We start from the raw sequence: 21,205 nt of genomic DNA on the forward strand, positions 1-21,205 counted from the left end.
TCCGCAGTTTCAATTGAAACTGCGGTTTCAACGGAACTTCGGGTGCCGACACGCCGACACCTGTGGACAAGTCCGGCTCCCTGTGGAGAACTTCCGCAAATTCAATGGAAATCGGAGGTCCAATTTCCATTGAATTTGCGGAACCCCGGGAGACGGAGCGTCGGTCAGGCCGGACGAGCTGCCGCCCAGCGCGCACAGGGCGCGGGAACCGCCGGGCGGTCGTGTAGATGTTGGGCATGACCGGGCTGATGTTGGGCGTCGACGTGGGCACTACCGCCGTGAAGGTGGCCGTCTTCGAGCTGGGCGGGAACCTCGTCGCGACGCACACCGCGGCGTACCCGATCCACCGCCCGCGGCCGGGCTGGGCCGAGCAGGACCCGATGGACTGGTGGCGCGGCTGCACCGAGGGGATCCAGGCCGTGCTCGCCGGGCTCGACGCCGACGCGGTGCGGTCGGTCGGGGTGGTCAGCCAGGTCAACACGCACGTGTTCGTCGACGACCAGCTGCGCCCGCTCGCCCCGGCGATCATCTGGCAGGACCAGCGCTGCGCCGAGGTCGCGCGGGATCTCGACGCCCGGCTGACCTCGGCGGACAAGACGCGCATCTGGGGCGGTCCGATCGTGCTGGACGCGTCGTTCGTGGGGTCCCGCGCGGAGTGGTTCGCCCGCACCGAGCCCGAGCTGTGGGCCCGGACGCGATGGGTGCTGAGCCCCAAGGACTTCGTGATCGCCAAGCTGACCGGGCGCCTCGCCACCGACCAGCTCTCCGCGGTCCGCGTCGCCGGCCCGACCGGCTACCTCCGCGAGGCCGTCGAGCTGGTCGACGGCTTGGCCGGGAAGCTGCCGGAGATCGCCGGACCCGAGGTGGTGCTGGGTTCCGCACCGGAGCTCGGCGGCGCCGAGGTCGTCGTGGGCACGATGGACGCCTACAGCGCCGTGTTCGGCACCCGCACCACCGAGTCCGGTCGCGGCATGGTGTCGTGCGGAACGTCGCTGGTCGTGGCGGGTGCTTCCGCGGAGTCGGTGCCGGTTCCGGAGGTCGTGACCTTCCCGCCGAAGGACGGGCTCTTCGTGCACGCCGGGCCGACGCAGGCGGCCGGCGACGCCTTGCGCTGGTGGTGCCAGGCCTCCGGGCTCAGCATCGACGAGGTGCTGCGCTCGGCCGGAGCAGGCGCGCCGGGCGTCATCTTCACCCCGCACCTGATGGGCGAGCGGGCGCCGCTGTGGGATTCCGAGGTGCGCGGGAGCTTCTTCGGGCTCAGCTCGGCGACCTCGCAGGCGGACCTGTGCCGAGCGGTCCTGCAAGGCGTGGCGATGTCCGCCCGGCACGTGCTGGATCCGGTCGAGCGCGCATGCGGATTTGCGTTGCCCTCCTTGGCCTTCTCGGGCGGCGGCGCGCGGAGCGACCTGTGGACGCAGATCCACGCCGACGTCCTGCAGCGCCCGATCGAACGGTTGCGGGTGCACGACAGCGCGGTGCTCGGCGCGGCTCTGCTGGGCGCGGTGGGCACCGGCTCCTACCCGGACATCGCCACGGCGGCAGCGGCGACGGTCGCGGTGGACCGGGTGTTCACCCCCGCCGCCGACGCCGACCGCCTGAACCCGCTGTTCGAGGCGTACCGCGAGTCCCACGACGCCCTGCGCGGCATCCACGCGCGCCTCGCCGACTGGCGCAGCACAGAAAATTGCTGATCACGAAATTTTGCGTGCTGCGCACTTTTTAGCTACCGTGGCGGCTCGTGAGCGACGAGCGGATGGGCCTGCGGGAACGCAAGAAGCAGGAGACCCGCAACGCGCTGAGCTGGGCGGCCGTCCGCCTGGCCGCGGAGCGGGGTCTCGACGCGGTGCGGGTGGAGGACATCGCCGCCGAGGTCTGCGTCTCACCGCGCACCTTCAACAACTACTTCGCCAGCAAGAGCGAGGCGATCGCCGCTCGCCACCTGGAACGGGCCCGGCAGATCGCGGTCGAGCTGCGCGCCCGACCGGAGTCCGAACCGCTGTGGGAAGCGATCACCAACGCCACGCTGGCTCGCTTCGGCTTGTCCGAAGGCACCGGTGAGCGCGAGCCGGAGCAGCAGTGGCTCGACGGCGTCCGCCTGATGGTCTCGGAACCGGCGCTGCGGGGCGAGTTCTTCAAGGCCAACGCGATGGCAGACGCCGAACTCGCCGCCGCCATCGCGGAGCGCACCGGCACCGACGTGGAGCACGACCTGTACCCGCGGCTGGTTTCAGGCGCGGTCGGAGCTGCGATGGCCGCAGCGATCGGGCACTGGCTGCACGCAGCGGAACCCACCCCGATGGCACCACTGCTGCGCGACGCGCTCCACCAGCTCGCCTCGGGACTTCCTGTTCCCTGATCTTTTCCTTTCGCAGCAAGGGAGAACTCCATGCCGGAAGACGTCGTCATCGCAGGCGGCGGGCCCAACGGGCTGATGCTCGCCTGCGAGCTGGGCCTGGCCGGAGTCCGCGCGCTGGTGCTGGAGCGGGAGCCGGAGCTCGTGCAGCGCAACCGCGCCAACGGACTGATCGGCCAGGTCGTGCGCCTGCTCGACCGCCGCGGCCTGCACCAACGGCTCAGCGGCACTCCGGAACCACCGCAACCGTTCCCGGCGTTCGTGTTCGGCGGTTTCCCGCTGCCGCTCGCCGAACTCGACGACAACCCGCTCTACGGATTGGGCGTGCCGCAGCACCGGATCGAGCAGGTGCTGGAGGAGCGCGCGATCGAGCTGGGCACCGAGATCCGCCGCGGGCACGAGCTCACCGGCCTGTCGCAGGACGACGAGGCGGTCACCGCCGAGATCACCGGCCCGGACGGCGACTACCGGCTGCGCACCCGCTTCCTGGTCGGCGCGGACGGCGGGCGGAGCACCGCGCGCAAGCTAGCCGGCATCGATTTCCCCGGAGTTTCCAGGGAGAACGTCGTGTCCCGCCTGGCGCACGTGACCGTTCCCGGAGACCTGCTCGACGAGCGGACCGGGGGTCTCGACCTACCCGGCGCCGGACTCGTCCCGCCGTTCCTCCACCACCGCACCGAACGCGGGGTGTTCACCTTCGCCCCGTTCCCCGACCGGCCGTGGATCGTGTCCACAATGGAGTGGGATCCGGATGCCGATGACCAGACGCCCATGACGCTGGCCGAACTCCGCGCGAGCGTGCACCGCGTGCTCGGCGCCGATCTCCCGCTGCAGCCCGCGGACAGCGGCCACCTGCGCCGGGTGATCGGCGGAAACACGCGGATCGCCGAGCGGTACCGCGAACGCCGGGTGCTGCTGGTCGGCGACGCCGCCCACGTCCACTCCGCGGTCGGTGGACCGGGGCTGAACCTGGGACTCCAGGACGCGGTGAACCTCGGCTGGAAGCTCGCCGCGGAACTGCGCGGATGGGCCCCGCCTGGCCTGCTGGACAGCTACGAGTCGGAGCGGCGACCGGTCGCCGAGCGCGTGGTCATGCACACCCAAGCCCAGTCCGCGCTGCTCTCCCCCGGCCCCGAGATCACCGGCCTGCGCGAGCTGTTCGGCGAGCTCCTGCAGAACCGGGACAACGTCCAGCACATCGCGGACACGATGTCCGGCGCGGACGTCCGCTACGACATCGGCGACGCGCACCCGCTCATCGGCCGCTGGGCGCCCGACCTGCAGGTGGACACCTCCGCTGCCCGCCCGCTGCTGCTGGACGCGACCGGCACCCTGGCCGAAGCGGCGGCGGGCTGGTCGGACCGCGTGGACGTCGTCGCCGTCCGGTCCGGCCTGCCCGCCGCCTCGATGCTCCTCCGCCCGGACTGCTACATCGCCTGGGCCTCGGACTCCCCGGACCAGGACTCGCTCCGTGAAGCCCTGACCAGGTGGTTCGGCGTCAGCCGCGGATCTTGACCTGCTCGATCTCCACCGGGAGCGCCGGTTCGCCGTCGCCCGGATCGCCGCCCTCACCGGGGACGATGCCGCCCGCGACGATCTCGTCCAGGACCTCCATGCCGCGCACCACGTGGCCCAGGACCGTGTAGGCGGGCTTGATGTTGGCGTGCGAGTGGACGATGAAGAACTGGCTGCCGTTGGTGTCCGGCCCCTGGTTGCCCATCGCGATGGTGCCGCGCGGGTAGGTCTCCGCACCGGTCACCTCGTCGGCGAAGCGGTAGCCGGGGCCGCCCTTCTCCACCGACCAGATGTCCCCGCACTGCAGCACGCCGAGCCGCTCGGAGTTGGTCAACCGCCAGCAGCGGGACCGGTCGTAGAAGTCGCTGCGCGCCAGGTGCACGAGGTTGTGCACCGCGCACGGCGCGTTCGCGCGGTCGAGCTCCACCACGACGTCGCCGCGGTTGGTCCGGATCTCGGCGCGCACCGTGCCCTCGGTCTTCGCCTTCGGCTTGGGCGGGTCCACCTCGCGGGCGGCCGGGTTCTCCGGCGTGGGGATGAACTCGCACGTCGTGCGGTGCGGTGACTTCTGCGGCGCCTCGGCGTGCGCGACGGCGACGGGGGTGGCGGCCAGCACGACCGCGAGGATTCCAGCGAACCAGCGCGATTTCATGCGACGAAACTAATCACCCGTGGGGACCGGTCAAACCGGCGAACGGGCTAGTCAGCGCAGCACCGCCACGTCCAGCTCGGAGCGGAAGCGGTACGGGCGGTGGTCGAGCAGGTCGCCGAAGCGCTTGCGCAGCCGCGACATCTCGGCCCGCACCGTGACCGTGCGCGACGGGTCGGCGAACAGGTGCTCGGCGAGGTCGGCGGCGCTGCACCCGGCGGGGTGGTCGGCGAGGTGGGCGAGGACGTCGGCGTGGCGGGCGCTGACCTGGTACGACCAGCTGCCGGAATCGCGGTGCACCGCGAGCTGGGGGCGCGCTCCCCGGAGATCGAGCACCACCCGCGCGGACGCTGCGGACTCGAGTCCTCCCGGGCGCAGCAGCACGCCTTCGGGCAGCGGTTCCAGCACGCAGTCACCGAACGCCGGGACCCACACCCGCTGCGCGTCCAGCTGCGCGGGCAGCGCGATGCGGTCGATCGGCGGCAGACCGGTCGACGCGGCGACCCAGCCGTTGCGGTCGACGACCAGCGCCTGCCCGGGCAGCCTCGCCAGCAGCGGGGCGGCGATGGTCCGGAGGCGGTCGAGCTGGTCGCGGTGCGCCTCCCGCAGCCGGACTTCGGCCATCTCCGCCACCGCGCTGACCAGCGCGAGCATGCTCGGGTGCGCGGTGTCGCGCGGGCCGCTGATGTCGACCACGCCGAGCAGCTGACCATCTCGGGGGTCGTGCACGGGCGCGGCGGCGCAGGTCCACTGGTGGTGGGTGCCGACGTAGTGCTCGGCGGCGTGGACGTGCAGCGGACGGCCCTCGACGAGCGCCGTGCCGATCGCGTTGGTGCCGACCGCGGCTTCGCCCCAGCTGGCGCCCTCGACGAACCCGAGCTGATCGGCCCGCCGCAGCACCGCCCGGTTCCCCTCGCGCCACAGCAGCCGGCCGTCGCGGTCGACGACGACCACGATGTGCCCGGCGCCGTCGGCTGCGGGCAGGAGTCCGGTGCGCAGCGTCCGCACCGGGTCGCCGGCCAGCCCGCAGCGCTGGCGACGCCGCTCCACCTCGGTCGACGACACCGGATCGACGTCGCGACCGCGGTCGGGGTCGAGCCCCTTGCCGCGCACCCGCTGCCAGGAGTCGATGATCGACGACCGCACCGGCACGCGCGGGCGCTGCCCGGCGAGCACGTCGTCCCGGGCTGTAGCCAGTGCACGGGCGTAGTACCGCCGGTCCGCTGGTTCCGGCGCCGTGTCGAGGTGCTCGGGCCGCATCGCCGCTCCCTGACCAGCCGAGGTGGATCATGTGATCACCACCACAATACGGCCCCGGGCCCGCTCCCCGAAATCACCGAGCCGCCGGACCAGCGCTCAGGCGTTGCGGGGTTTGCCCAAAGCGGACAGGACCGACTCGTGCAGCGCCTCCGACAGGGTCGGATGGGCGAAGACGACTTCGGCGAGGTCATCGGCCGTGGCCTCCAGCGCCCGGGCGATGCCGAAGCCCTGGACGTGCTCGGTCACCTCGGGGCCGACCAGGTGCGCGCCGAGCAGTTCGCCGGTGCTCCCGTCGAAGATCGTCTTCACGAAGCCGTCGGCCTCGCCGATCGTGAGCGCCTTGCCCGAGGCCTGCAGGTCGAAGGTGCCGATCTGCAGCGGACGTCCGGTGGCGCGCGCCTGCTCCTCGGTCAGCCCGAGCCGCGCCACCTGCGGCCGGGCGTAGGTGCAGCCCGGCACGTAGGCGGGGTCGAGCGGCGTGACGTGGTCGAGCCCGGCGAGCTTCTCCACGCACACCACCGCCTCGTGGCTGGCCTTGTGCGCCAGGCACGGCCCGCCGGCCACATCGCCGATCGCGTAGACGCCGAAGGCGGTGGTGCGGCCCCACTCGTCGGTGCGCACGAACCCGCCGTCGACCTCCACCCCGACCTCGGCCAGCCCGAGGTCTTCGACGTTGCCCCGGATGCCCGCGGCGACCAGCACCCGCTCAGCGATGATCCGATCCGCCCCGCCCAGCGTCGCGCTGACCCCGTCGGCGGCCACCGCCACGTCCGAGACCGACGTCCCGGCGTGCACGCGGATACCGCGCTTCTCGAACTGCGCGCGGACGTGCTCGGACACCGCGGCGTCCTCACCCGGCATGATCCGCGGGGCCACCTCGACGAGGGTCACCTCGCTGCCCAGGTCGCGGTAGAGGCTGGCGAACTCGACACCGATCGCGCCGGAGCCGACGACCAGCAGCGAGCGGGGCAGCTCCGCCGGGGCCAAAGCCTGGAAGTAGGTCCAGATCCGCTCGCCGTCGGGTTCCAGGCCGGGCACGGCGCGCGGCCGGGCACCGGTGGCCAGGATGACGTGGTCCGCGCGGTGCACGCTCCGCCCGCCGTCGGCGGCGACCTCCACCACTCCCTTGTCCAGCAGCCGGGCGGTGCCGGTGAGCACGTCGATGCCGTTCTTGCGCATCAGGTACCCGACGCCGCCGGCGAGCCGCTGCGACACCGATCGGCTGAACTCGACGAGCTGCGCCATGTCGAACTCCACGCCGTCGGCGCGGAACCCCAACGGCGCCATGGACGCGAGCGTGTGCGCCACGTCAGCACCGTGCAGCAGCGCCTTGGTGGGGATGCAGCCCCAGTTCAGGCAGATCCCGCCCAGCTGGTCGCGCTCGACGACCGCGGTGCGCAGACCGAGCTGGGCGGCGCGGATCGCGGCCACGTAGCCACCGGGACCGCTGCCGATGACCAGGACGTCGTACTTGTCGTTCACCAGTACCTCCCTCAGACCAGCATCAGGGCCGGCGACTCGACGAACCGCTTCAGCGCCTGCAGGAACCGCGCACCCACCGCCCCGTCGATGACCCGGTGGTCGCAGGACAGGGTCGCCGTGATGACCGTGCGCACCACGACCTGGCCGTCGACGGCCACCGGCCGCTGCTGCCCCGCGCCGACCGCGAGGATCGCCGCCTGCGGCGGGTTGATGATCGCGTCGAACTCGCGCACCCCGTGCATGCCGAGGTTGGAGACGGTGAACGTGCCGCCCTGGAACTCGTCGGGTGCGAGCTGCCCGGCTTTCGCCTTGGTCACCAGGGCGTGCACCGAGGCGGAGAGCTCCGCGAGGCTCTGCGCGTCAGCGCCGCGCACGATGGGTGTGATCAGCCCCGACGGCAGGGCGACGGCGACGGCGACATCAGCTGCGGAGTGCTGCAGCACCGCCTGGGCGTCCTCGTCGAACTGCACGTTGACCTCGGGGACCGCGCGCAGCGCCGAAGCGCAGGCCTTGACGATGAAGTCGTTCACCGACAGCTTCACCGCCGGGACGGTGGCGTTGAACTGCTCGCGCAGCGCCAGGAGCGCGTCGATCTCCAGATCGACGGATACCCGGAAGTGCGGCGCGTTGCGCTTGGCGGCCTGCAGCCGCTGCGCGATGGCCCGGCGCATCGAGGTGAGCGGCACCGCCTCGACCGTCGTGAGCGCGGAAGCCAGTTGGGGGCGGTCTTCGCACTCACGACCCCAGCGCTGCTCGGCTTCCCGCACGTCAGCAACGCACACCCGGCCCCGGGAACCGGTTGCGCGGCAGTCGTGCAAGTTGACGCCGAGCTCCGCGGCGAGACGACGGGCCACCGGGGTGGCGTCCACATCGGAATCGTCCTGTGTGGACCGAGGTGTGCTCCGCGTCGGTGCGGGCGGCGCGGCCACCGTTCCCCCGGCGTCGCGCACCGCGTTGTGGACGTCCTCCAGCGACACCCGGCCCAGCCGGCCGCTGCCCGGGACCTTCGCCAGGTCGATGCCGTGCTCAGCGGCGAACCGCAGCGCGTACGGAGTGGCGAAGATGTCGTCGGCGGTCGCACCGGCAAGCACACCGGGAACGGTGGTCGCCCCCGAAACCGCCGCGGGCGCAGGCGATTCCCGCGGCGCCGCGACCGGCTGAAGGTTCCGCGCGGCATCGTCGCCCTGGCCGCTTCGCGCGGAATCGCCGGACAGCTCAGCGCCGACACCGCGCGCGGCCAGCGCCTCGTCGATCTCCGCATCGGAGACGGAGGCCTCCGCCGAGACCGCGAGCACCGCGGAAACCGGCAGCGTCTGGCCCGGTTGCGCGACGATGCGCCGCAGCACACCGCCGAACGGGGCTTCCATCTCGTTGGTGATCTTGCTGGTCTCCACCTCGCAGAGGGGCTCGCCCTTGCCGAAGCTCGCCCCCTCCCCGACCAACCAGCGGGTCACGGCGCCTTCCTCCATGGAAAGGCCCCACTTGGGCAGTTCGATGAACTGGATCTCGGTCATGATCAGAACTCGTCCTCGCGCTCGTTGTGCGTAGCAGTGCGGGTAGCGGAACCTCGGAGCCCGTCTTCGACCTCGCGCAGGGCGCCTGCCGCTTCGAATCGATCAGCTCGCCACCAGCTTGCGGATCGCGGCTTCGATCCGGGCCGAGTCGGGCAGCCACGCCTTCTCCAACTTCGGCGAGAACGGGACCGGCGTGTGCGGCGGCGTCACCAGCTCGACCGGGGCGCGCAAGGAGTCGAAGGCCCGGGTCGCGATCAGCGAGACCACGTCGTGGCCGAATCCGCACCGCGCGGCGGACTCGTCCACCACGACCACCCGGCCGGTGGCCGCAGCGGATTCGAGGATGCCCTCCTCGTCCAGCGGCGACACGGTCCGCGGGTCCACCACCTCCACCGAGATGCCCTCCGCGGCGAGCCGGTCGGCCGCGTCGTTGGCGGCGCCGACCATCGCCGACAGCGCGATCACGGTGACGTCGGTGCCCTGGCGCGTGTAGTTGGCGACGCCGAGCGGGATCGAGTACGGCTCGTCGGGTACCTCGGCCTTGGTGTCGTAGAGGGTCTTGTGCTCGCAGAACACCACCGGGTCGTCTTCCCGGATCGCCTGGATGAGCAGTCCCTTCGCGTCGTGGGCGTTGGACGGTGCCACGACCTTCAGCCCCGGCACCGAGGCGAACACGTGGTACGGCGACTGCGAGTGCTGGGCGGCTGCGGAGAAACCGGCGCCGATCATCCCGCGCACCACCATCGGAGTGCGCGCCTTGCCGCCGAACATGTACCGGAACTTCGCCGCCTGGTTGTACAGCGCGTCGTAGCAGACCCCGAAGAAGTCCATGAACATCAGCTCCGCGACCGGGCGCAGTCCGGTCAGGGCGGCGCCGGCCGCCATGCCGATGATCGCCGACTCGGTGATCGGCGTGTCGATCACGCGCTCCGAGCCGAACTCGCTCCACAGGCCCTTCGTGACGCCGAGGACGCCGCCGAACGCCTCGATCTTCTCCTCCTCGAGCTTCGGGTTGGTTCCCGCTTGCCCGCCGCGCAGGTCCTCGCCGATCTGCACGACGGTCTCATCGCGCGCCATCTCCTGGGCCAGCGCTTCCTTGACCGCTTCGCGGTAGGTCTTCTTCGACGTGGTCATCGGTGCCCTCTCCTCAGAACGAGACGTAGACGTCGGTGAGCAGGTGCTCGATCGGCGGGTACTCGGCAGCGCGGGCCTTGGCGACGGCGTCGTCGACCAGGGCGCGCGACTCCTCGTCGACCTCGTCGAATTCGCGCGCGGTGACCTTGCGCCGGTCGACCTTGCCGCGGAAGATCTGCAGCGGGTCCTGGGTGGCGCGCAGCTCGGCCACCTGCTCCGGCGTGCGGTAGAGCTGGGCGTCGCCCTCGAAGTGCCCGTAGAACCGGTTCGCGCTGGCCTCGATCGTGGTCGGTCCGCCGCCGGCGCGGGCGCGCTCGACCGCTTCGCGGGCGGCTTCGTGCACCGCGAAGAAGTCGGTCCCGTCCACCTTCACCGCGGGCATGCCGAACGCCGCGGCACGGCCGGCGATATCGCTGGTGCCCACCGCGTAGTCGGTGCCGGTGGCCTCGCCGTACCCGTTGTTCTCGACGACGAACACGACCGGCAGCTGCAGCACCACAGCCATGTTCATCGCCTCGAACGCGGTGCCCTGGTTGGAGCCGCCGTCACCGGTGAACGACGCGGCCACACCACCGTTGCGCAACGTCTTGGCGCTGAGCGCGGCGCCGATGGCCAGCGGCGGTGCGCCGCCGACGATCGCGTTGGCGCCGAGCATGCCCACCGACAGGTCGGCGATGTGCATCGAACCGCCCTTGCCGTGGCAGAGCCCGTCGAGCTTGCCGAAGATCTCGGCCATCATGCCGTGCACGTCGCAGCCCTTGGCGATGCAGTGGCCGTGGCCGCGGTGGGTGGATCCGATGTGGTCGGTGTCGTCCAGGTTCTCGCAGACGCCGACGGCGATCGCTTCCTGCCCGGAGTACAGGTGGATGAAGCCGGGGATGTCGCCGGTGGCGTTCTCCTCGTGCAACCGGTCCTCGAACGCCCGGATCCGCGACATCTTCCGGTACGCACCCAGCAGTGCGCGCTTGTCCATCGTCATCGTCCTCCTCGTCGGTGCCGGGCTCGCCCGTGGCCGTTGAAGGTATGGATGGGACGTGTGGGGAACCAGCGTTGCACCGGGTTGCATCCGCCTGGCCGCGCCAAATTCGCCGTTCAGTCCTCAGTGGACTGCGAACGGCGGTGCGGGTTGCAACCTCGTGCAACCCTTGCGTCCAGCTGCGAGGTGGCTTCTCCTGTGCGCGAGTGACCTGGGCGGCACATCGACGTGACGGGACGGCAACGGTGGGCTGGCGGGTCGGCCAGGAGGACGTGACATGTCGATCCGCCAGCGGCACCACCTCGCCCGCGCGCACGAGGCGGCGCTGACCGGAGCACGGCCCGCGGTCGCACCGCGCCGGATGATCGTGCAGTCCTGGGACCGGGCGCGGCAGCACGGCGTCGACCCGGACCGGGGAACGGACTGCCGCCCGGTAGCGGCCGACGAGCTCGAACACCGCCGGGTGCGCTGCGATCTCGGCGGTGACGCCCTGCGCGAGCTGCTCTCCGGCCTGGTCCCGGCAGCGGAGAGCGCCGGGGCCGTCGTGGTCGTCGTCGACGTCGAGGGCCGCATCCTGTGGCGCGAGGGGCACCCCGGTGCCTTCCGCCGCGCCGACCGGCTCGGTTTCGTGGAGGGCGCGTGCTGGCTGGAGAACGCCGTCGGCACCAACGCCATCGGAACGGCACTGGTCGAGGGCGTCGCGCTGCAGGTCCACTCCGCGGAGCACTTCGTCCGCGCCCACCACGCCTGGACCTGCGCGGCAGCACCCGTGCACGACCCCCGCGACGGTCGGCTCCTGGGAGCGGTCGACGTCAGCGGACCGGCCGATGCCGTGCACCCCAGCACCCTGGCCCTGGTCCGCGCGGTCGCCGGACTGACCGAAGCGCGGCTGCGCGACGCGCACCGCCACCAACTCGACCGGCTGCGCGCCGTCGCCGCGCCGGTGCTGGCCAAGGTGGGAGGACAAGCCCTGGCGGTGGACCGCGACGGCTGGGTGGCGGCGTCGACCGGCCTCCCACCGGTCGACCGCATCGCACTGCCCGCCGCCCCCAGCGGTCAGATCTGGCTCCCCGCGTTCGGCACCTGCGCGGCGGAACCGCTACCCGAAGGCGTCCTGCTGCGGCTGTGCGACGCAGCACCGCGCACGACGACCCGCGTGGTCCTGGACGTGCGGCGCAGCAATCAGCCGGTCCTCACCGTGCACCGCGAATCGGGCAGCTGGACCTACCGGACGAGCCGCCGCCACGCGGACCTCCTGCTCGAGCTGGCCACCCACCGGGCCGGCCGCACGGCCGCTGACCTGTCCACCGCGCTCTTCGACGACCCGACGCGGACGATCACGGTGCGCGCGGAGATGTCCCGGCTGCGGAAGAAGTTCGGCGACCTCCTCGAGAACCGCCCCTACCGCTTCCTCCCCGACCTCGAAGTCTCGGTCCTGCAACCGGAAACCTGAATCCGGCAGCAGCACTGCGGACATCTCCAGCAGCTGAGCTGATGGTGGTCGCGGTGGTGGAGCGCGCCGCCGGTGCCCTAGACGTTGAGGCGGGACGCCGGGAACTCGTGCGTCAAAGGAGGATGACGGTGCGCTCGCCGGGTGCGTCCTCGTGGGCCCAGGCCGCCTCTACCTGGTCCAGCGGGAAAGGATGCGGGCGCACGGCCATGCCACCCGCGGCGATCACGGCGATGAGCTCGGTGAACTCCCGCTGCATGACCTGCACGTCCACCGAGCCGAAGCCGCTGCCCAGGATCCGGAACGCGTTGGAGCGCAGAGCGTGCCCGGACAGGGTGATCGCGTCTCCGCCCATGCCACCGATCTGAACCCAGTCGAGCAGACGGGTGTGCTGGGTACGCGATCCGAGGAGGGCACGCATGGCGAGCTCGGTGGGCGGCCCCCACACGTAGTCGAGGACCACGTCGACCTCGGCGGCGGCCTCGGCGAGCGCGGCCGCGGTGGCGTCCTCGTCGGGAGTGAGCTGAACGATGTCGTCCGCGCCCTCGACGGTGAGTTCGCCGAGGCGGGATCGATTGCGTCCGGCGGCGATCACTCGCCCCGCGCCGAGGTGCTTGGCGACCTTGACGGCCATCGATCCGGCATTGCCGGTCGCGCCGTGCACCAGGACCGACTGCCCGGCCTGGAACGGGACGCGGGTGCGCAGCGCACCCCATGAGGACAGGGCGGGGTTCATGGTGGCGACCAGGAGTGCGGGATCGGCTCCGTCCGGGACCGGGATGACGGCGGCCGGATCGATGACGATGCGCTCGGCCAAGGTGCCGGCGCCCAGGAGCATGACGTAGCCGAGGCCGCCGTCCGCTCGGCAGACGACGGCGTCCGCACCCGCTAGGGCGGGCAGTGCCTTGGGACTCGTGTAGTGCTTACCCGCGGCGATGCCCCGAGTGGCCGGGTGCACGCCGACGGCGAGCACGTGCACCACTTCCTGACCGGGGGCAGCCTCTGGGGCGGGGATGGACCGGAAGCGCGGCGGCTCGTCGAAGGACTCCACAAGCGCAGCGTTGATCATGGACATGCGCGTTTCCCCTGCCTGGTCGCACACCGATTAGAAACGGTATCGTATCTTATTGATCCGAGAGTACGGCCGCAGATTAAGATACGCAAGCGGACCTAACCGCATGGCCGAGTACTGCGAAAAGGACACATGGGGGCAGTTGTGAGTGAGCGGCGCGCGGAGGGCACTCCCACACGGCGCAGAGGCACCGCCCTGGAGAACGCGATCACCGATGCCGCCTGGGAGGTGCTCGTCGAGCAGGGTTACAACGGCTTCACCTACGAGGCCGTCGCCGCGCGCGCCGGAACCAGCAAACCGGTGCTCTACCGGCGCTGGCCGCAGCGCGCGGACCTCCTCATCGCCACGCTCACCCGGCACTGGCGCCCACTCGACATCCCCGACACCGGCAGCCTGCGCCAGGACGCCCTCACCCTCCTGCGCACGGTCAACGCCGAGCGCGCCCGCACGGTGATACTCATGCGCATCCAGCTGGCGGACTACTTCCGCGAGACCGGCACCAACTTCAGCGACCTGCGCAGCCGCCTCCGCCCCTCGGACCGGAGAGCACCCTTCGCGACGCTCGTCGACCGCGCCATCGAGCGAGGCGAGCTCGCGGATGTACCGCGACCCGAACGCGTGGTGAACCTGCCCTTCGACCTGGTGCGCCACGACATGCTGATGACCATGGGCGCGGTGCCGGACGAGGCGATCGTCGAGATCGTGGACGCGGTGTGGCTACCCCTGCTCGGCCTACCACCGCACGGCGAGCAAGCAGGCCGCTGAGCCCCACTTCGACGTACCGGCACAACTCCCGAGCCCCACGGTCCCCACCCTGCGGGCCGGACTGCGAGGTCTTGGCCCGCAACGCACCCTCAACGTCCAGCGGGACCCCACAGCACCGCGATCGAGCAGCTCAGGTGCTTCAGCGCCGAAGTCGACGCCCAACGACGCAGGCGCACCAGGCATCGGCACCAAGGACTCCGGCCGACTTCCTCGTCCGTACCATGTCGCCGCGGCCAGCACCTCAGCCGCACTGGCCATCGTCAACAACGCTTGTGGTCAAGCAGCTAGTCCGCCGTCCACAGGTGGTGGAGGCGGGCTTCGATGGCGCTGCGTTGAGGCGCGGACGGTGGTAGGTCCGCGAGGGCCTTCTCGAGGACTTCGAGATCGTCCCGGCCTGCTTCGGTGGTCGTGAAACGCCCCAGCACTGCGAGGTTTTCGGTGTTGAGGACCGCAGTGCGCAGCGCAGCGCGCAGTTCGTCGCGCTCAGCTCGGATCGCCGGGGATTCCGAGTGCGGCAGCAGCAGTCCGGCGTGGTCGAGGGCCGCGTGCACGTCGCCCGCGCGAAGCGACTCGCGCAAGCTGGCCAGGTCGCTGCGCACGTCGGCGTCGATCCGGTACGGACGGGTGCGGATGGTCGAGGTGCCGAGAATGCTGCGCAGGCGGTGGATCTCCACCCGCACCGTGGTCGCGTTGCCGTGCTCCCCGTGCAGCAGCAGCGCGAGCCGTTCCGCGGTCAGCCCGCCCGGGTGCAAGGCGAGCAGCGCCAGCATCTCCGCGTGCCGCAAGCTCAGCTCGTGGCGCACCCCGTCCACCTCAGCGGTCGGCACGCCGTCACCGAGCAGCATCAACGACAACTGCGATTTCCGCTGCTGACGACGGTGCGGACGCACCAGGAACCCGCCCGGCAGCGGTTCGAGCTCGGCACCGCCCAGCGCGATGCGCTGCCCCGGAACCAGTGCCGCGGCCGGATCGCTGGCCACCACGCGCCCGGTGGCCGACACCAGCGCCGCACCGCTCTCCAGGTGGTGCCCGTGCCGCGCCAGGAAAGCGTCGTCGCGCGCGTGCATCCGCGCCCGCAGCTCGCTCTCGACCAGCTGCGCGCTGGTCACGACCAGCGCCAACAGCGCCGGGTGCATGGTGTGCAGGGGTCCGCTGACGTCGATGGCGCCCAGCAGTTCACCGGTCTCCGGATCGCGCACCGGGCACGCCGCGCAGGTCCACGAGTGGTAGGTGCGGACCAGGTGCTCGGCCGAGTGGATGGCCACCGGCGCCCCGGTCGCCAGCGCGGTTCCCATCGCGTTGGTGCCGATCGCCTGCTCCGCCCACCGGGTTCCCTCCGCCAGCAGAACCCGGTCGGCGTCCCGGCACACCTGCGGATGTCCTTGCCGCCACAGGATGTTCCCCGCCGCGTCGGTGATGATCATGATGTGCGTGGTGTCCGCGGCCTCCAGCAACGTGCTCCGCAGCAAGGGCACCCAGCGCGCCAGCGGATGCGCCTGCCGCGCCTCCCCGATCTCGTCGTCGGCGAAGACCACCGGCGGTTCGCCGACGTCCGGGCTGATCCGCGCGCGCAGGCTGCGCTGCCACGACTCGACCACGACCGGACGCGCCTGCGCCGGTGCGGTTTCGCCGGAGAGCAGCGCAGCATGCACCCGCTCGAGCAGGCGGGCCCGTTCGAGCGGGTCGGTGGAGCGCGGGATCGGTTTCATCGCCAAGTCTTTCCGCACCTGACCGGTTCGTGGTGTGCGCCGAGTCGACACCGGTCGAGCCAGTCTGGCGGGCGATCGGGACCGCGGGCAAGCCTCGCCGCAACGTCGGTGCAACGTTGCGGCGCCTAGCTTCTGCCGCACGCGATCACCTCATCGCGGCGACGAGGCCGCACGAAGGAGGCACAGATGGCTCGGTACGCAGCTCCGGGGACGCCGGGATCGAAGATCGAGTTCCACTCCCGCTACGACCACTTCATCGGTGGTGAGCACGTCGCTCCTGCCGGGGGCGAGTACTTCGCGAACCCGACACCGGTGACCGGTCAGGTCTTCACCGAGATCGCCCGCGGCACCGCGGCCGACGTCGAACGCGCCCTGGACGCCGCCGAAGGCGCCGCCCCGGCGTGGGGCCGCGCGGCGCCGGGCGAGCGAGCCGCCGTCCTGCTTCGGATCGCCGACCGGATGGAGCAGAACCTGGAGCGGCTGGCCGTCGCCGAGAGCTGGGACAACGGCAAACCGATCCGCGAAACCCTGGCCGCCGACATCCCGCTGGCCATCGACCACTTCCGCTACTTCGCGGGCGCCCTGCGCGCGCAGGAGGGCGCGATCTCGCAGATCGACGACGACACCGTCGCCTACCACTTCCACGAGCCGCTGGGCGTGGTCGCCCAGATCATCCCGTGGAACTTCCCGCTGCTGATGGCGACCTGGAAGCTGGCACCGGCACTGGCCGCGGGCAACGCGGTGGTGCTCAAGCCCGCCGAGCAGACCCCTGCGTCGATCCACGTGCTGGTGGAGCTGATCGCCGACCTGCTGCCGGCCGGAGTGCTCAACGTGGTCAACGGATTCGGCGTGGAAGCGGGCAAACCGCTGGCCGCCAGCCCGCGGGTCCGCAAGGTCGCCTTCACCGGCGAGACCACCACCGGGCGGCTCATCCTGCAGTACGCCAGCGAGAACATCATCCCGGTCACCCTCGAACTCGGCGGCAAGAGCCCGAACATCTTCTTCGCCGACGTCGCCGCGCAGCGGGACTCCTTCTACGACAAGGCCCTCGAGGGCTTCGCCATGTTCGCGCTCAACCAGGGCGAGGTGTGCACCTGCCCGTCGCGCGCGCTGGTGCAGGCCGACATCTACGAGGACTTCCTCACCGACGCGACGGCGCGCACCGAGCAGATCAAGCAGGGCCACCCGCTGGACACCGACACCCAGATCGGCGCGCAAGCCAGCAACGACCAGCTGGAGAAGATCCTGTCCTACATCGACATCGGCAAGGCCGAAGGCGCGAAGGTGCGCACCGGCGGGCACCGGGTCGAGCTGGAGGGCGAACTGGCCGGCGGTTACTACGTCGCCCCGACCATCTTCGAAGGGCGCAACGACCAGCGGATCTTCCAGGAGGAGATCTTCGGCCCGGTGGTCTCCGTCGCCCGCTTCGACGACTACGACGACGCGCTGAAGACCGCCAACGACACCCTCTACGGCCTCGGCGCCGGGGTGTGGTCGCGCAACGGCAACACCGCTTACCGCGCCGGACGCGACATCCAGGCGGGCCGGGTGTGGGTGAACAACTACCACGCCTACCCGGCGCACGCGGCCTTCGGCGGCTACAAGCAGTCCGGCATCGGCCGCGAAACCCACAAGATGATGCTGGAGCACTACCAGCAGACCAAGAACCTGCTGGTCAGCTACTCGGAGAACGCGCAGGGGTTCTTCTGATGAGCCGCGTGGCCATCACCGCGGAGGCGGCGGAGCAGCTCCGCCGCCTCCGGGCGCGCCACGGGCCGGTGATGTTCCACCAGTCCGGTGGTTGCTGCGACGGGAGCGCCCCGATGTGCTACCCGGCGGGCGAGTTCCGCACCGGCGCGGCCGACGTCCACCTCGGCGACCTGGCCGTGGAAGGCGTCGACGAAGCCATCCCGGTGTGGATGTCGCGCTCCCAGTTCGAGTACTGGAAGCACACCCACCTGACGATCGACCTGGTCCCGGGCCGGGGCAGCGGCTTCTCCCTGGAAGCCCCGGACGGAGTTCGCTTCCTGATCCGCTCCCGCCTGCTCACCGACGAGGAGCTCGGAGCGCTCGGCGAGGACTAGCGCCTGCGGGCAGAACGGCCGCCTGAACCCGATTCAGGCGGCCGTTCGGTCCGCGGTGTCCTCGGGCAGGTTGCGGGCTTGCCAGATGGCTTCGGCGTGGGGCTGGTTCCAGCGGGCCAGGCCCAAGGATGCGTAGGTCTCGTCGAGGCTCCGGTAGATCTCGTCGAGGAACGTGGCCGCCATCGCGCAGGTCAACGAGGACTCCTGCCAGGCCGCGCCCGCCGATCGCGGGTCCGCCGCGTCGGTCTGCACCCGACGGGTCAGCTCCTGCGGTTGCGCTGCCATCCCCCACCACCTTCGAGACACCTAGAGAGTGCGCGAGGCCGACCCATCGGCCCCGACATGCCCGCACCGTATCCGCGCGCAGGTCCGCGAGTCAACATTCAAGTGACTCGCAGATAGCATCATTTGCGACCTCAATATGGCTATTGACCTGCATTAATGACATGTAAGTGAACATTCGATAGTTGCACCGATTGGAGGATCGGAGACGCTGCCGAGCGCTGACGACTGCGAGACCAGCACGTTCCGCTTGTCCGAGCGCACAAGCGGAGGGCGGAACTTCGTTGTTCGACACAAAGTCGCCGCGCGGACACCCGCCGTACCGTTCTCCGCAACGCCGTGTCCGACCCGAAGGGGAGAACCGTGCCGCTCCAGACCGCTCCGACCGTCCCGCACGCGCCCGACCAGAAGCCGCCCGCAGCGGAAATCCCGCAGCAGCCCGCGGAACCGCACGACGAAGACCACGTCATCCGCGGCTACGACTGAACCTCCGGCAACCCCGGACACCCCAGGCGAAACGCCTTTTCCGGACGGCGGTCCGGGATGTGGGAACGCCCCACCTCGCGCCGTCGTCCGCGTAGCATCGCCCGCCGTGAACTCGAGATCAGTGCTCCTGGTGGCACGCCGGCACGTCGACACGTGCCGGATCACCAGCGCCGCGTGTCGCGCCTGACGCTCCGCGACACCTGCTCCCGCACCTCGAGGAACACGCATGTCTTCCCAGCACGCCACCGAAGTGGACACCGCAGGTCTGGCCCAAGGCCTGAAACGCAGGCACATGAGCCTGATCGCCCTCGGCGGGGTGATCGGCGCCGGGCTGTTCGTCGGCAGCGGCGTGGTGATCGGCTCGACCGGTCCCGCCGCGGTGATCTCGTTCCTGGTCGCCGGTGCGCTCACCGTGCTGATCATGCGGATGCTGGCCGAGATGACGGTGGCCCGCCCCGCGCTCGGCTCGTTCTACGCCTACGCCCGCGAAGCGCTGGGCGAGCGCGCCGGCTTCGCCGTCGGCTGGATGTACTGGTACTTCTTCGTGATCGTGGTGGCCGTCGAGGCGGTGGCCGGCGGCAAGCTGGTGCAGCTGTGGCTGCCGGACGTGCCGCTGTGGGTGATCAGCCTGGTGCTGCTGACCTCGCTGACGCTGACCAACCTGGTGTCGGCGCGCTCCTACGGCGAGTTCGAGTACTGGTTCTCCTCCATCAAGGTCGCCGCCATCACGGTGTTCCTGTTCCTGGGGGCGCTGGCGGTCTTCGGCCTGTGGCCCAACACGCCCGGCGGGCTGGGAAACCTCACCGCGCACGGCGGATTCGCGCCGCACGGCATCGGATCCGTGCTGGTCGCGGTGGTGCCCTGCGTCGCGTTCTACACCGGGGCGGAGATCGTCACCATCGCCGCCGCGGAGTCCGCCGAACCACGCCGGGCGGTGGCCAACGCGATGCGCTCGATCATCCTGCGGGTGATCGCCTTCTACGTGCTGTCGGTGCTGGTCGTGGTCGCGGTGGTGCCGTGGAACTCGCCGGAGATCGAGGTCAGCCCGTACGCGGCGGCGCTGCAGGCGCTGAGCATCCCGGCCGCGAGCACGATCATGAACGCCATCGTGCTCACCGCCGTCCTGTCCTGCCTGAACTCCGCGCTCTACACGTCGTCGCGGATGCTCTTCGCGCTGACCCAGCGGGGCGATGCGCCGAACGGGCTCACCAAGCTCAGCAGCAGCGGAGTGCCGCGCCGCGCGCTGCTGGCCGGCACCGTCGTCGGCTACCTGTCGGTCATCGCCGCCTACGTCTCCCCCGACCTGATCTTCGCGTTCCTGGTCAACTCCTACGGCGCGGTGGCGCTGTTCGTCTACCTCGTCATCGCGATCTCGCAGGTGCGGCTGCGGCGACGCGTCGACGACTCGCAGCTGCCGCTGAAGATGTGGCTGTTCCCGTGGCTGAGCTACCTGACCATCGCGCTGATGCTGGTGGTGATCGCCGCGATGGCGGTGCTGCCGGACACCCGGTCGCAGTTCTGGCTGAGCCTGGTCACCCTGGCGGTGGTGCTCGTCGGCTACGAGGTCCGCCGGCGCCGCGCACCGGGAACAACGGATCCGACCGGAGGTGTTGACCGACCATGACTTCCACGTTCGCCGTAACCTGGGACTACCGGTGCCCGTTCGCCCGCAACGCGCACGAGCACGTGCTCACCGGCCTGGCCGCCGGAGCCGACTGGCAGGTCCGCTTCCTGCCCTTCTCCCTCGGCCAAGCGCACGTCGAAGAGGGGCAACCCAGCGTCTGGGACGCCCCCGACCAGGACTCCGGAATCGTCGCGCTGCAAGCGGGTGTCGTGGTCCGCGACGAGTACCCGGACCAGTTCCCGGCGGTGCACCGCGCGCTGTTCGCGGCCCGCCACGACGAAGGCCTGCACCTCGAGGACCGCTCGGTCGTCGAACGAGTCCTCACCTCCCACGTCCCGGCCGACGCGGTGTTCGAACGCATCGACGACGGCACGGCGCTGGCGAAAGTCCGCGCGGAGCACGAGGAGTTCGTGGCCTCCCACAGCGTCTGGGGCGTCCCGACCTTCATCGCCGACGACCAAGCGGTCTTCGTCCGCCTGATGAACCGAGCCCAGTCGGGCGCCGACCCCGACCCCTCGCTCAAGGCCATCACGAAGGTCCTGGACCTCCTGACCGGCTGGACCGACCTCAACGAGTTCAAACACACCACGATCCCCCGCTGACCCACAGAAGTTCCGCAATTTCAAAGAGGGTTTTCTATCCTCGTCCCGCATGGCGGTGCCAGTAACGAGGGTGGGCTATGCGCCTCCGGCGCATGCGACCCTCGCTGCACGGTGCCGGTCCCGCCTCGCGGTCACAGGCCGTACAAGACGCAAATTCAATGGACATTGGACATCCAATGTCCATGGACTTTGCGGACGTTCTCCACAGCCAGGACGACTTGTCCACAGGTGTCGGCGGGTCGGGGCCC

At 70.8% G+C, this 21,205-nt stretch carries 19 protein-coding genes; 10 read left to right on the forward strand and 9 right to left on the reverse strand.

The window, feature by feature from the left end:
* The first annotated feature begins 236 nt into the window (after nt 1–236).
* Genes OU415_RS34315 through OU415_RS34325 form a run of 3 tightly spaced genes read left to right on the forward strand, consistent with a single transcriptional unit; the run spans nt 237 to nt 3,868 of the window.
* On the forward strand, nt 237–1,691 hold the full coding sequence (locus OU415_RS34315) for a xylulokinase (RefSeq protein ID WP_270953762.1): 1,455 nt from the start codon (nt 237–239) through the stop codon (nt 1,689–1,691).
* Nucleotides 1,692–1,738: 47 nt separating this feature from the next.
* A complete protein-coding gene (locus OU415_RS34320) occupies nt 1,739–2,356 on the forward strand; it encodes an acyl-CoA-like ligand-binding transcription factor (RefSeq protein ID WP_270953763.1) in 618 nt (205 codons plus the stop codon).
* Nucleotides 2,357–2,386: 30 nt separating this feature from the next.
* On the forward strand, nt 2,387–3,868 hold the full coding sequence (locus tag OU415_RS34325; RefSeq protein WP_270953764.1) for an FAD-dependent monooxygenase: 1,482 nt from the start codon (nt 2,387–2,389) through the stop codon (nt 3,866–3,868).
* Here OU415_RS34325 and OU415_RS34330 read toward each other — a convergent pair.
* The 6 genes from OU415_RS34330 to OU415_RS34355 all read right to left on the reverse strand — a co-directional run bounded on the left by OU415_RS34330 (nt 3,852) and on the right by OU415_RS34355 (nt 10,886).
* The gene (locus OU415_RS34330; protein ID WP_270953765.1) at nt 3,852–4,520 is read right to left on the reverse strand and encodes a peptidylprolyl isomerase; all 669 of its coding nucleotides are present in this window, start codon (nt 4,518–4,520) and stop codon (nt 3,852–3,854) included. The two genes, OU415_RS34325 and OU415_RS34330, sit on opposite strands and share 17 nt — an antisense overlap.
* A gap of 51 nt (nt 4,521–4,571) precedes the next feature.
* Entirely contained in the window at nt 4,572–5,777 is a 1,206-nt protein-coding gene (locus tag OU415_RS34335; RefSeq protein ID WP_270953766.1) for a helix-turn-helix domain-containing protein, read from the reverse strand.
* Nucleotides 5,778–5,873: 96 nt separating this feature from the next.
* The gene (gene lpdA / locus OU415_RS34340) at nt 5,874–7,259 is read right to left on the reverse strand and encodes a dihydrolipoyl dehydrogenase (RefSeq protein ID WP_270953767.1); all 1,386 of its coding nucleotides are present in this window, start codon (nt 7,257–7,259) and stop codon (nt 5,874–5,876) included.
* Between the two features lie 11 nt (nt 7,260–7,270).
* Nucleotides 7,271–8,773 carry a 2-oxo acid dehydrogenase subunit E2 gene (locus OU415_RS34345; protein WP_270953768.1) on the reverse strand — a complete coding sequence of 501 codons (1,503 nt, stop codon included), beginning with the start codon at nt 8,771–8,773 and terminating at the stop codon, nt 7,271–7,273.
* Between the two features lie 102 nt (nt 8,774–8,875).
* Nucleotides 8,876–9,907, reverse strand: coding sequence for an alpha-ketoacid dehydrogenase subunit beta (locus OU415_RS34350; RefSeq protein ID WP_270953769.1), 1,032 nt, complete (start codon nt 9,905–9,907; stop codon nt 8,876–8,878).
* Between the two features lie 13 nt (nt 9,908–9,920).
* A complete protein-coding gene (locus OU415_RS34355; RefSeq protein ID WP_270953770.1) occupies nt 9,921–10,886 on the reverse strand; it encodes a thiamine pyrophosphate-dependent dehydrogenase E1 component subunit alpha in 966 nt (321 codons plus the stop codon).
* A gap of 274 nt (nt 10,887–11,160) precedes the next feature.
* Between OU415_RS34355 and OU415_RS34360 the strand changes: the two genes are divergently transcribed.
* On the forward strand, nt 11,161–12,336 hold the full coding sequence (locus tag OU415_RS34360) for a helix-turn-helix domain-containing protein (protein ID WP_270953771.1): 1,176 nt from the start codon (nt 11,161–11,163) through the stop codon (nt 12,334–12,336).
* 112 nt (nt 12,337–12,448) lie between these two features.
* On the opposite strand, the gene OU415_RS34365 is transcribed toward OU415_RS34360, so the two are convergent.
* A complete protein-coding gene (locus OU415_RS34365; protein WP_270953772.1) occupies nt 12,449–13,408 on the reverse strand; it encodes a quinone oxidoreductase family protein in 960 nt (319 codons plus the stop codon).
* 141 nt (nt 13,409–13,549) lie between these two features.
* On the opposite strand from OU415_RS34365, the gene OU415_RS34370 reads away from it, so the two are divergent.
* Entirely contained in the window at nt 13,550–14,170 is a 621-nt protein-coding gene (locus tag OU415_RS34370; protein ID WP_270953773.1) for a TetR/AcrR family transcriptional regulator, read from the forward strand.
* A 284-nt stretch (nt 14,171–14,454) separates the two neighbouring features.
* On the opposite strand, the gene OU415_RS34375 is transcribed toward OU415_RS34370, so the two are convergent.
* Nucleotides 14,455–15,879, reverse strand: coding sequence for a helix-turn-helix domain-containing protein (locus tag OU415_RS34375; protein ID WP_270953774.1), 1,425 nt, complete (start codon nt 15,877–15,879; stop codon nt 14,455–14,457).
* 186 nt (nt 15,880–16,065) lie between these two features.
* Between OU415_RS34375 and exaC the strand changes: the two genes are divergently transcribed.
* Nucleotides 16,066–17,589 (forward strand): acetaldehyde dehydrogenase ExaC, encoded by a 1,524-nt coding sequence (gene exaC / locus OU415_RS34380; protein ID WP_270953775.1) that lies wholly within the window; start codon nt 16,066–16,068, stop codon nt 17,587–17,589.
* Nucleotides 17,589–17,963: a DUF779 domain-containing protein gene (locus OU415_RS34385; protein ID WP_270953776.1), complete on the forward strand. Its 375-nt coding sequence runs from the start codon at nt 17,589–17,591 to the stop codon at nt 17,961–17,963. The genes exaC and OU415_RS34385 overlap by 1 nt, the downstream gene beginning before the upstream one ends.
* Nucleotides 17,964–17,996: 33 nt before the next feature.
* Here OU415_RS34385 and OU415_RS34390 read toward each other — a convergent pair whose 3' ends face one another.
* Nucleotides 17,997–18,248, reverse strand: a complete 252-nt coding sequence (locus tag OU415_RS34390) for a hypothetical protein (protein ID WP_270953777.1) — start codon at nt 18,246–18,248, stop codon at nt 17,997–17,999.
* Between the two features lie 360 nt (nt 18,249–18,608).
* Here OU415_RS34390 and OU415_RS34395 point away from each other — a divergent pair, with 360 nt between their 5' ends.
* From OU415_RS34395 to OU415_RS34405, 3 genes are all read left to right on the forward strand, one after another.
* A complete protein-coding gene (locus tag OU415_RS34395) occupies nt 18,609–18,731 on the forward strand; it encodes a hypothetical protein (RefSeq protein ID WP_270953778.1) in 123 nt (40 codons plus the stop codon).
* A gap of 292 nt (nt 18,732–19,023) precedes the next feature.
* Complete coding sequence (locus OU415_RS34400; protein WP_270953780.1) at nt 19,024–20,355, forward strand: amino acid permease; 1,332 nt, start codon at nt 19,024–19,026, stop codon at nt 20,353–20,355.
* The gene (locus OU415_RS34405) at nt 20,352–20,957 is read left to right on the forward strand and encodes a DsbA family protein (protein WP_270953779.1); all 606 of its coding nucleotides are present in this window, start codon (nt 20,352–20,354) and stop codon (nt 20,955–20,957) included. The genes OU415_RS34400 and OU415_RS34405 overlap by 4 nt, the downstream gene beginning before the upstream one ends.
* The last annotated feature ends 248 nt before the right edge of the window (nt 20,958–21,205 follow it).

Origin of the sequence: Saccharopolyspora oryzae (assembly GCF_027853915.1) — a bacterium.
GTDB lineage: Bacteria > Actinomycetota > Actinomycetes > Mycobacteriales > Pseudonocardiaceae > Saccharopolyspora > Saccharopolyspora oryzae.

What these genes read in the sequence shown, in the direction of transcription:
- exaC (WP_270953775.1), top strand. Translation starts at nt 16,066, where the DNA reads ATGGCTCGGTACGCAGCTCCGGGGACGCCGGGATCGAAGATCGAGTTC.
- OU415_RS34330 (WP_270953765.1), bottom strand. Translation starts at nt 4,520, where the DNA reads ATGAAATCGCGCTGGTTCGCTGGAATCCTCGCGGTCGTGCTGGCCGCC.
- OU415_RS34360 (WP_270953771.1), top strand. Translation starts at nt 11,161, where the DNA reads ATGTCGATCCGCCAGCGGCACCACCTCGCCCGCGCGCACGAGGCGGCG.
- OU415_RS34365 (WP_270953772.1), bottom strand. Translation starts at nt 13,408, where the DNA reads ATGTCCATGATCAACGCTGCGCTTGTGGAGTCCTTCGACGAGCCGCCG.
- OU415_RS34385 (WP_270953776.1), top strand. Translation starts at nt 17,589, where the DNA reads ATGAGCCGCGTGGCCATCACCGCGGAGGCGGCGGAGCAGCTCCGCCGC.
- OU415_RS34390 (WP_270953777.1), bottom strand. Translation starts at nt 18,248, where the DNA reads ATGGCAGCGCAACCGCAGGAGCTGACCCGTCGGGTGCAGACCGACGCG.
- OU415_RS34400 (WP_270953780.1), top strand. Translation starts at nt 19,024, where the DNA reads ATGAGCCTGATCGCCCTCGGCGGGGTGATCGGCGCCGGGCTGTTCGTC.
- OU415_RS34315 (WP_270953762.1), top strand. Translation starts at nt 237, where the DNA reads ATGACCGGGCTGATGTTGGGCGTCGACGTGGGCACTACCGCCGTGAAG.
- OU415_RS34350 (WP_270953769.1), bottom strand. Translation starts at nt 9,907, where the DNA reads ATGACCACGTCGAAGAAGACCTACCGCGAAGCGGTCAAGGAAGCGCTG.
- OU415_RS34405 (WP_270953779.1), top strand. Translation starts at nt 20,352, where the DNA reads ATGACTTCCACGTTCGCCGTAACCTGGGACTACCGGTGCCCGTTCGCC.
- OU415_RS34335 (WP_270953766.1), bottom strand. Translation starts at nt 5,777, where the DNA reads ATGCGGCCCGAGCACCTCGACACGGCGCCGGAACCAGCGGACCGGCGG.
- OU415_RS34355 (WP_270953770.1), bottom strand. Translation starts at nt 10,886, where the DNA reads ATGACGATGGACAAGCGCGCACTGCTGGGTGCGTACCGGAAGATGTCG.
- OU415_RS34375 (WP_270953774.1), bottom strand. Translation starts at nt 15,879, where the DNA reads ATGAAACCGATCCCGCGCTCCACCGACCCGCTCGAACGGGCCCGCCTG.
- OU415_RS34325 (WP_270953764.1), top strand. Translation starts at nt 2,387, where the DNA reads ATGCCGGAAGACGTCGTCATCGCAGGCGGCGGGCCCAACGGGCTGATG.
- OU415_RS34345 (WP_270953768.1), bottom strand. Translation starts at nt 8,773, where the DNA reads ATGACCGAGATCCAGTTCATCGAACTGCCCAAGTGGGGCCTTTCCATG.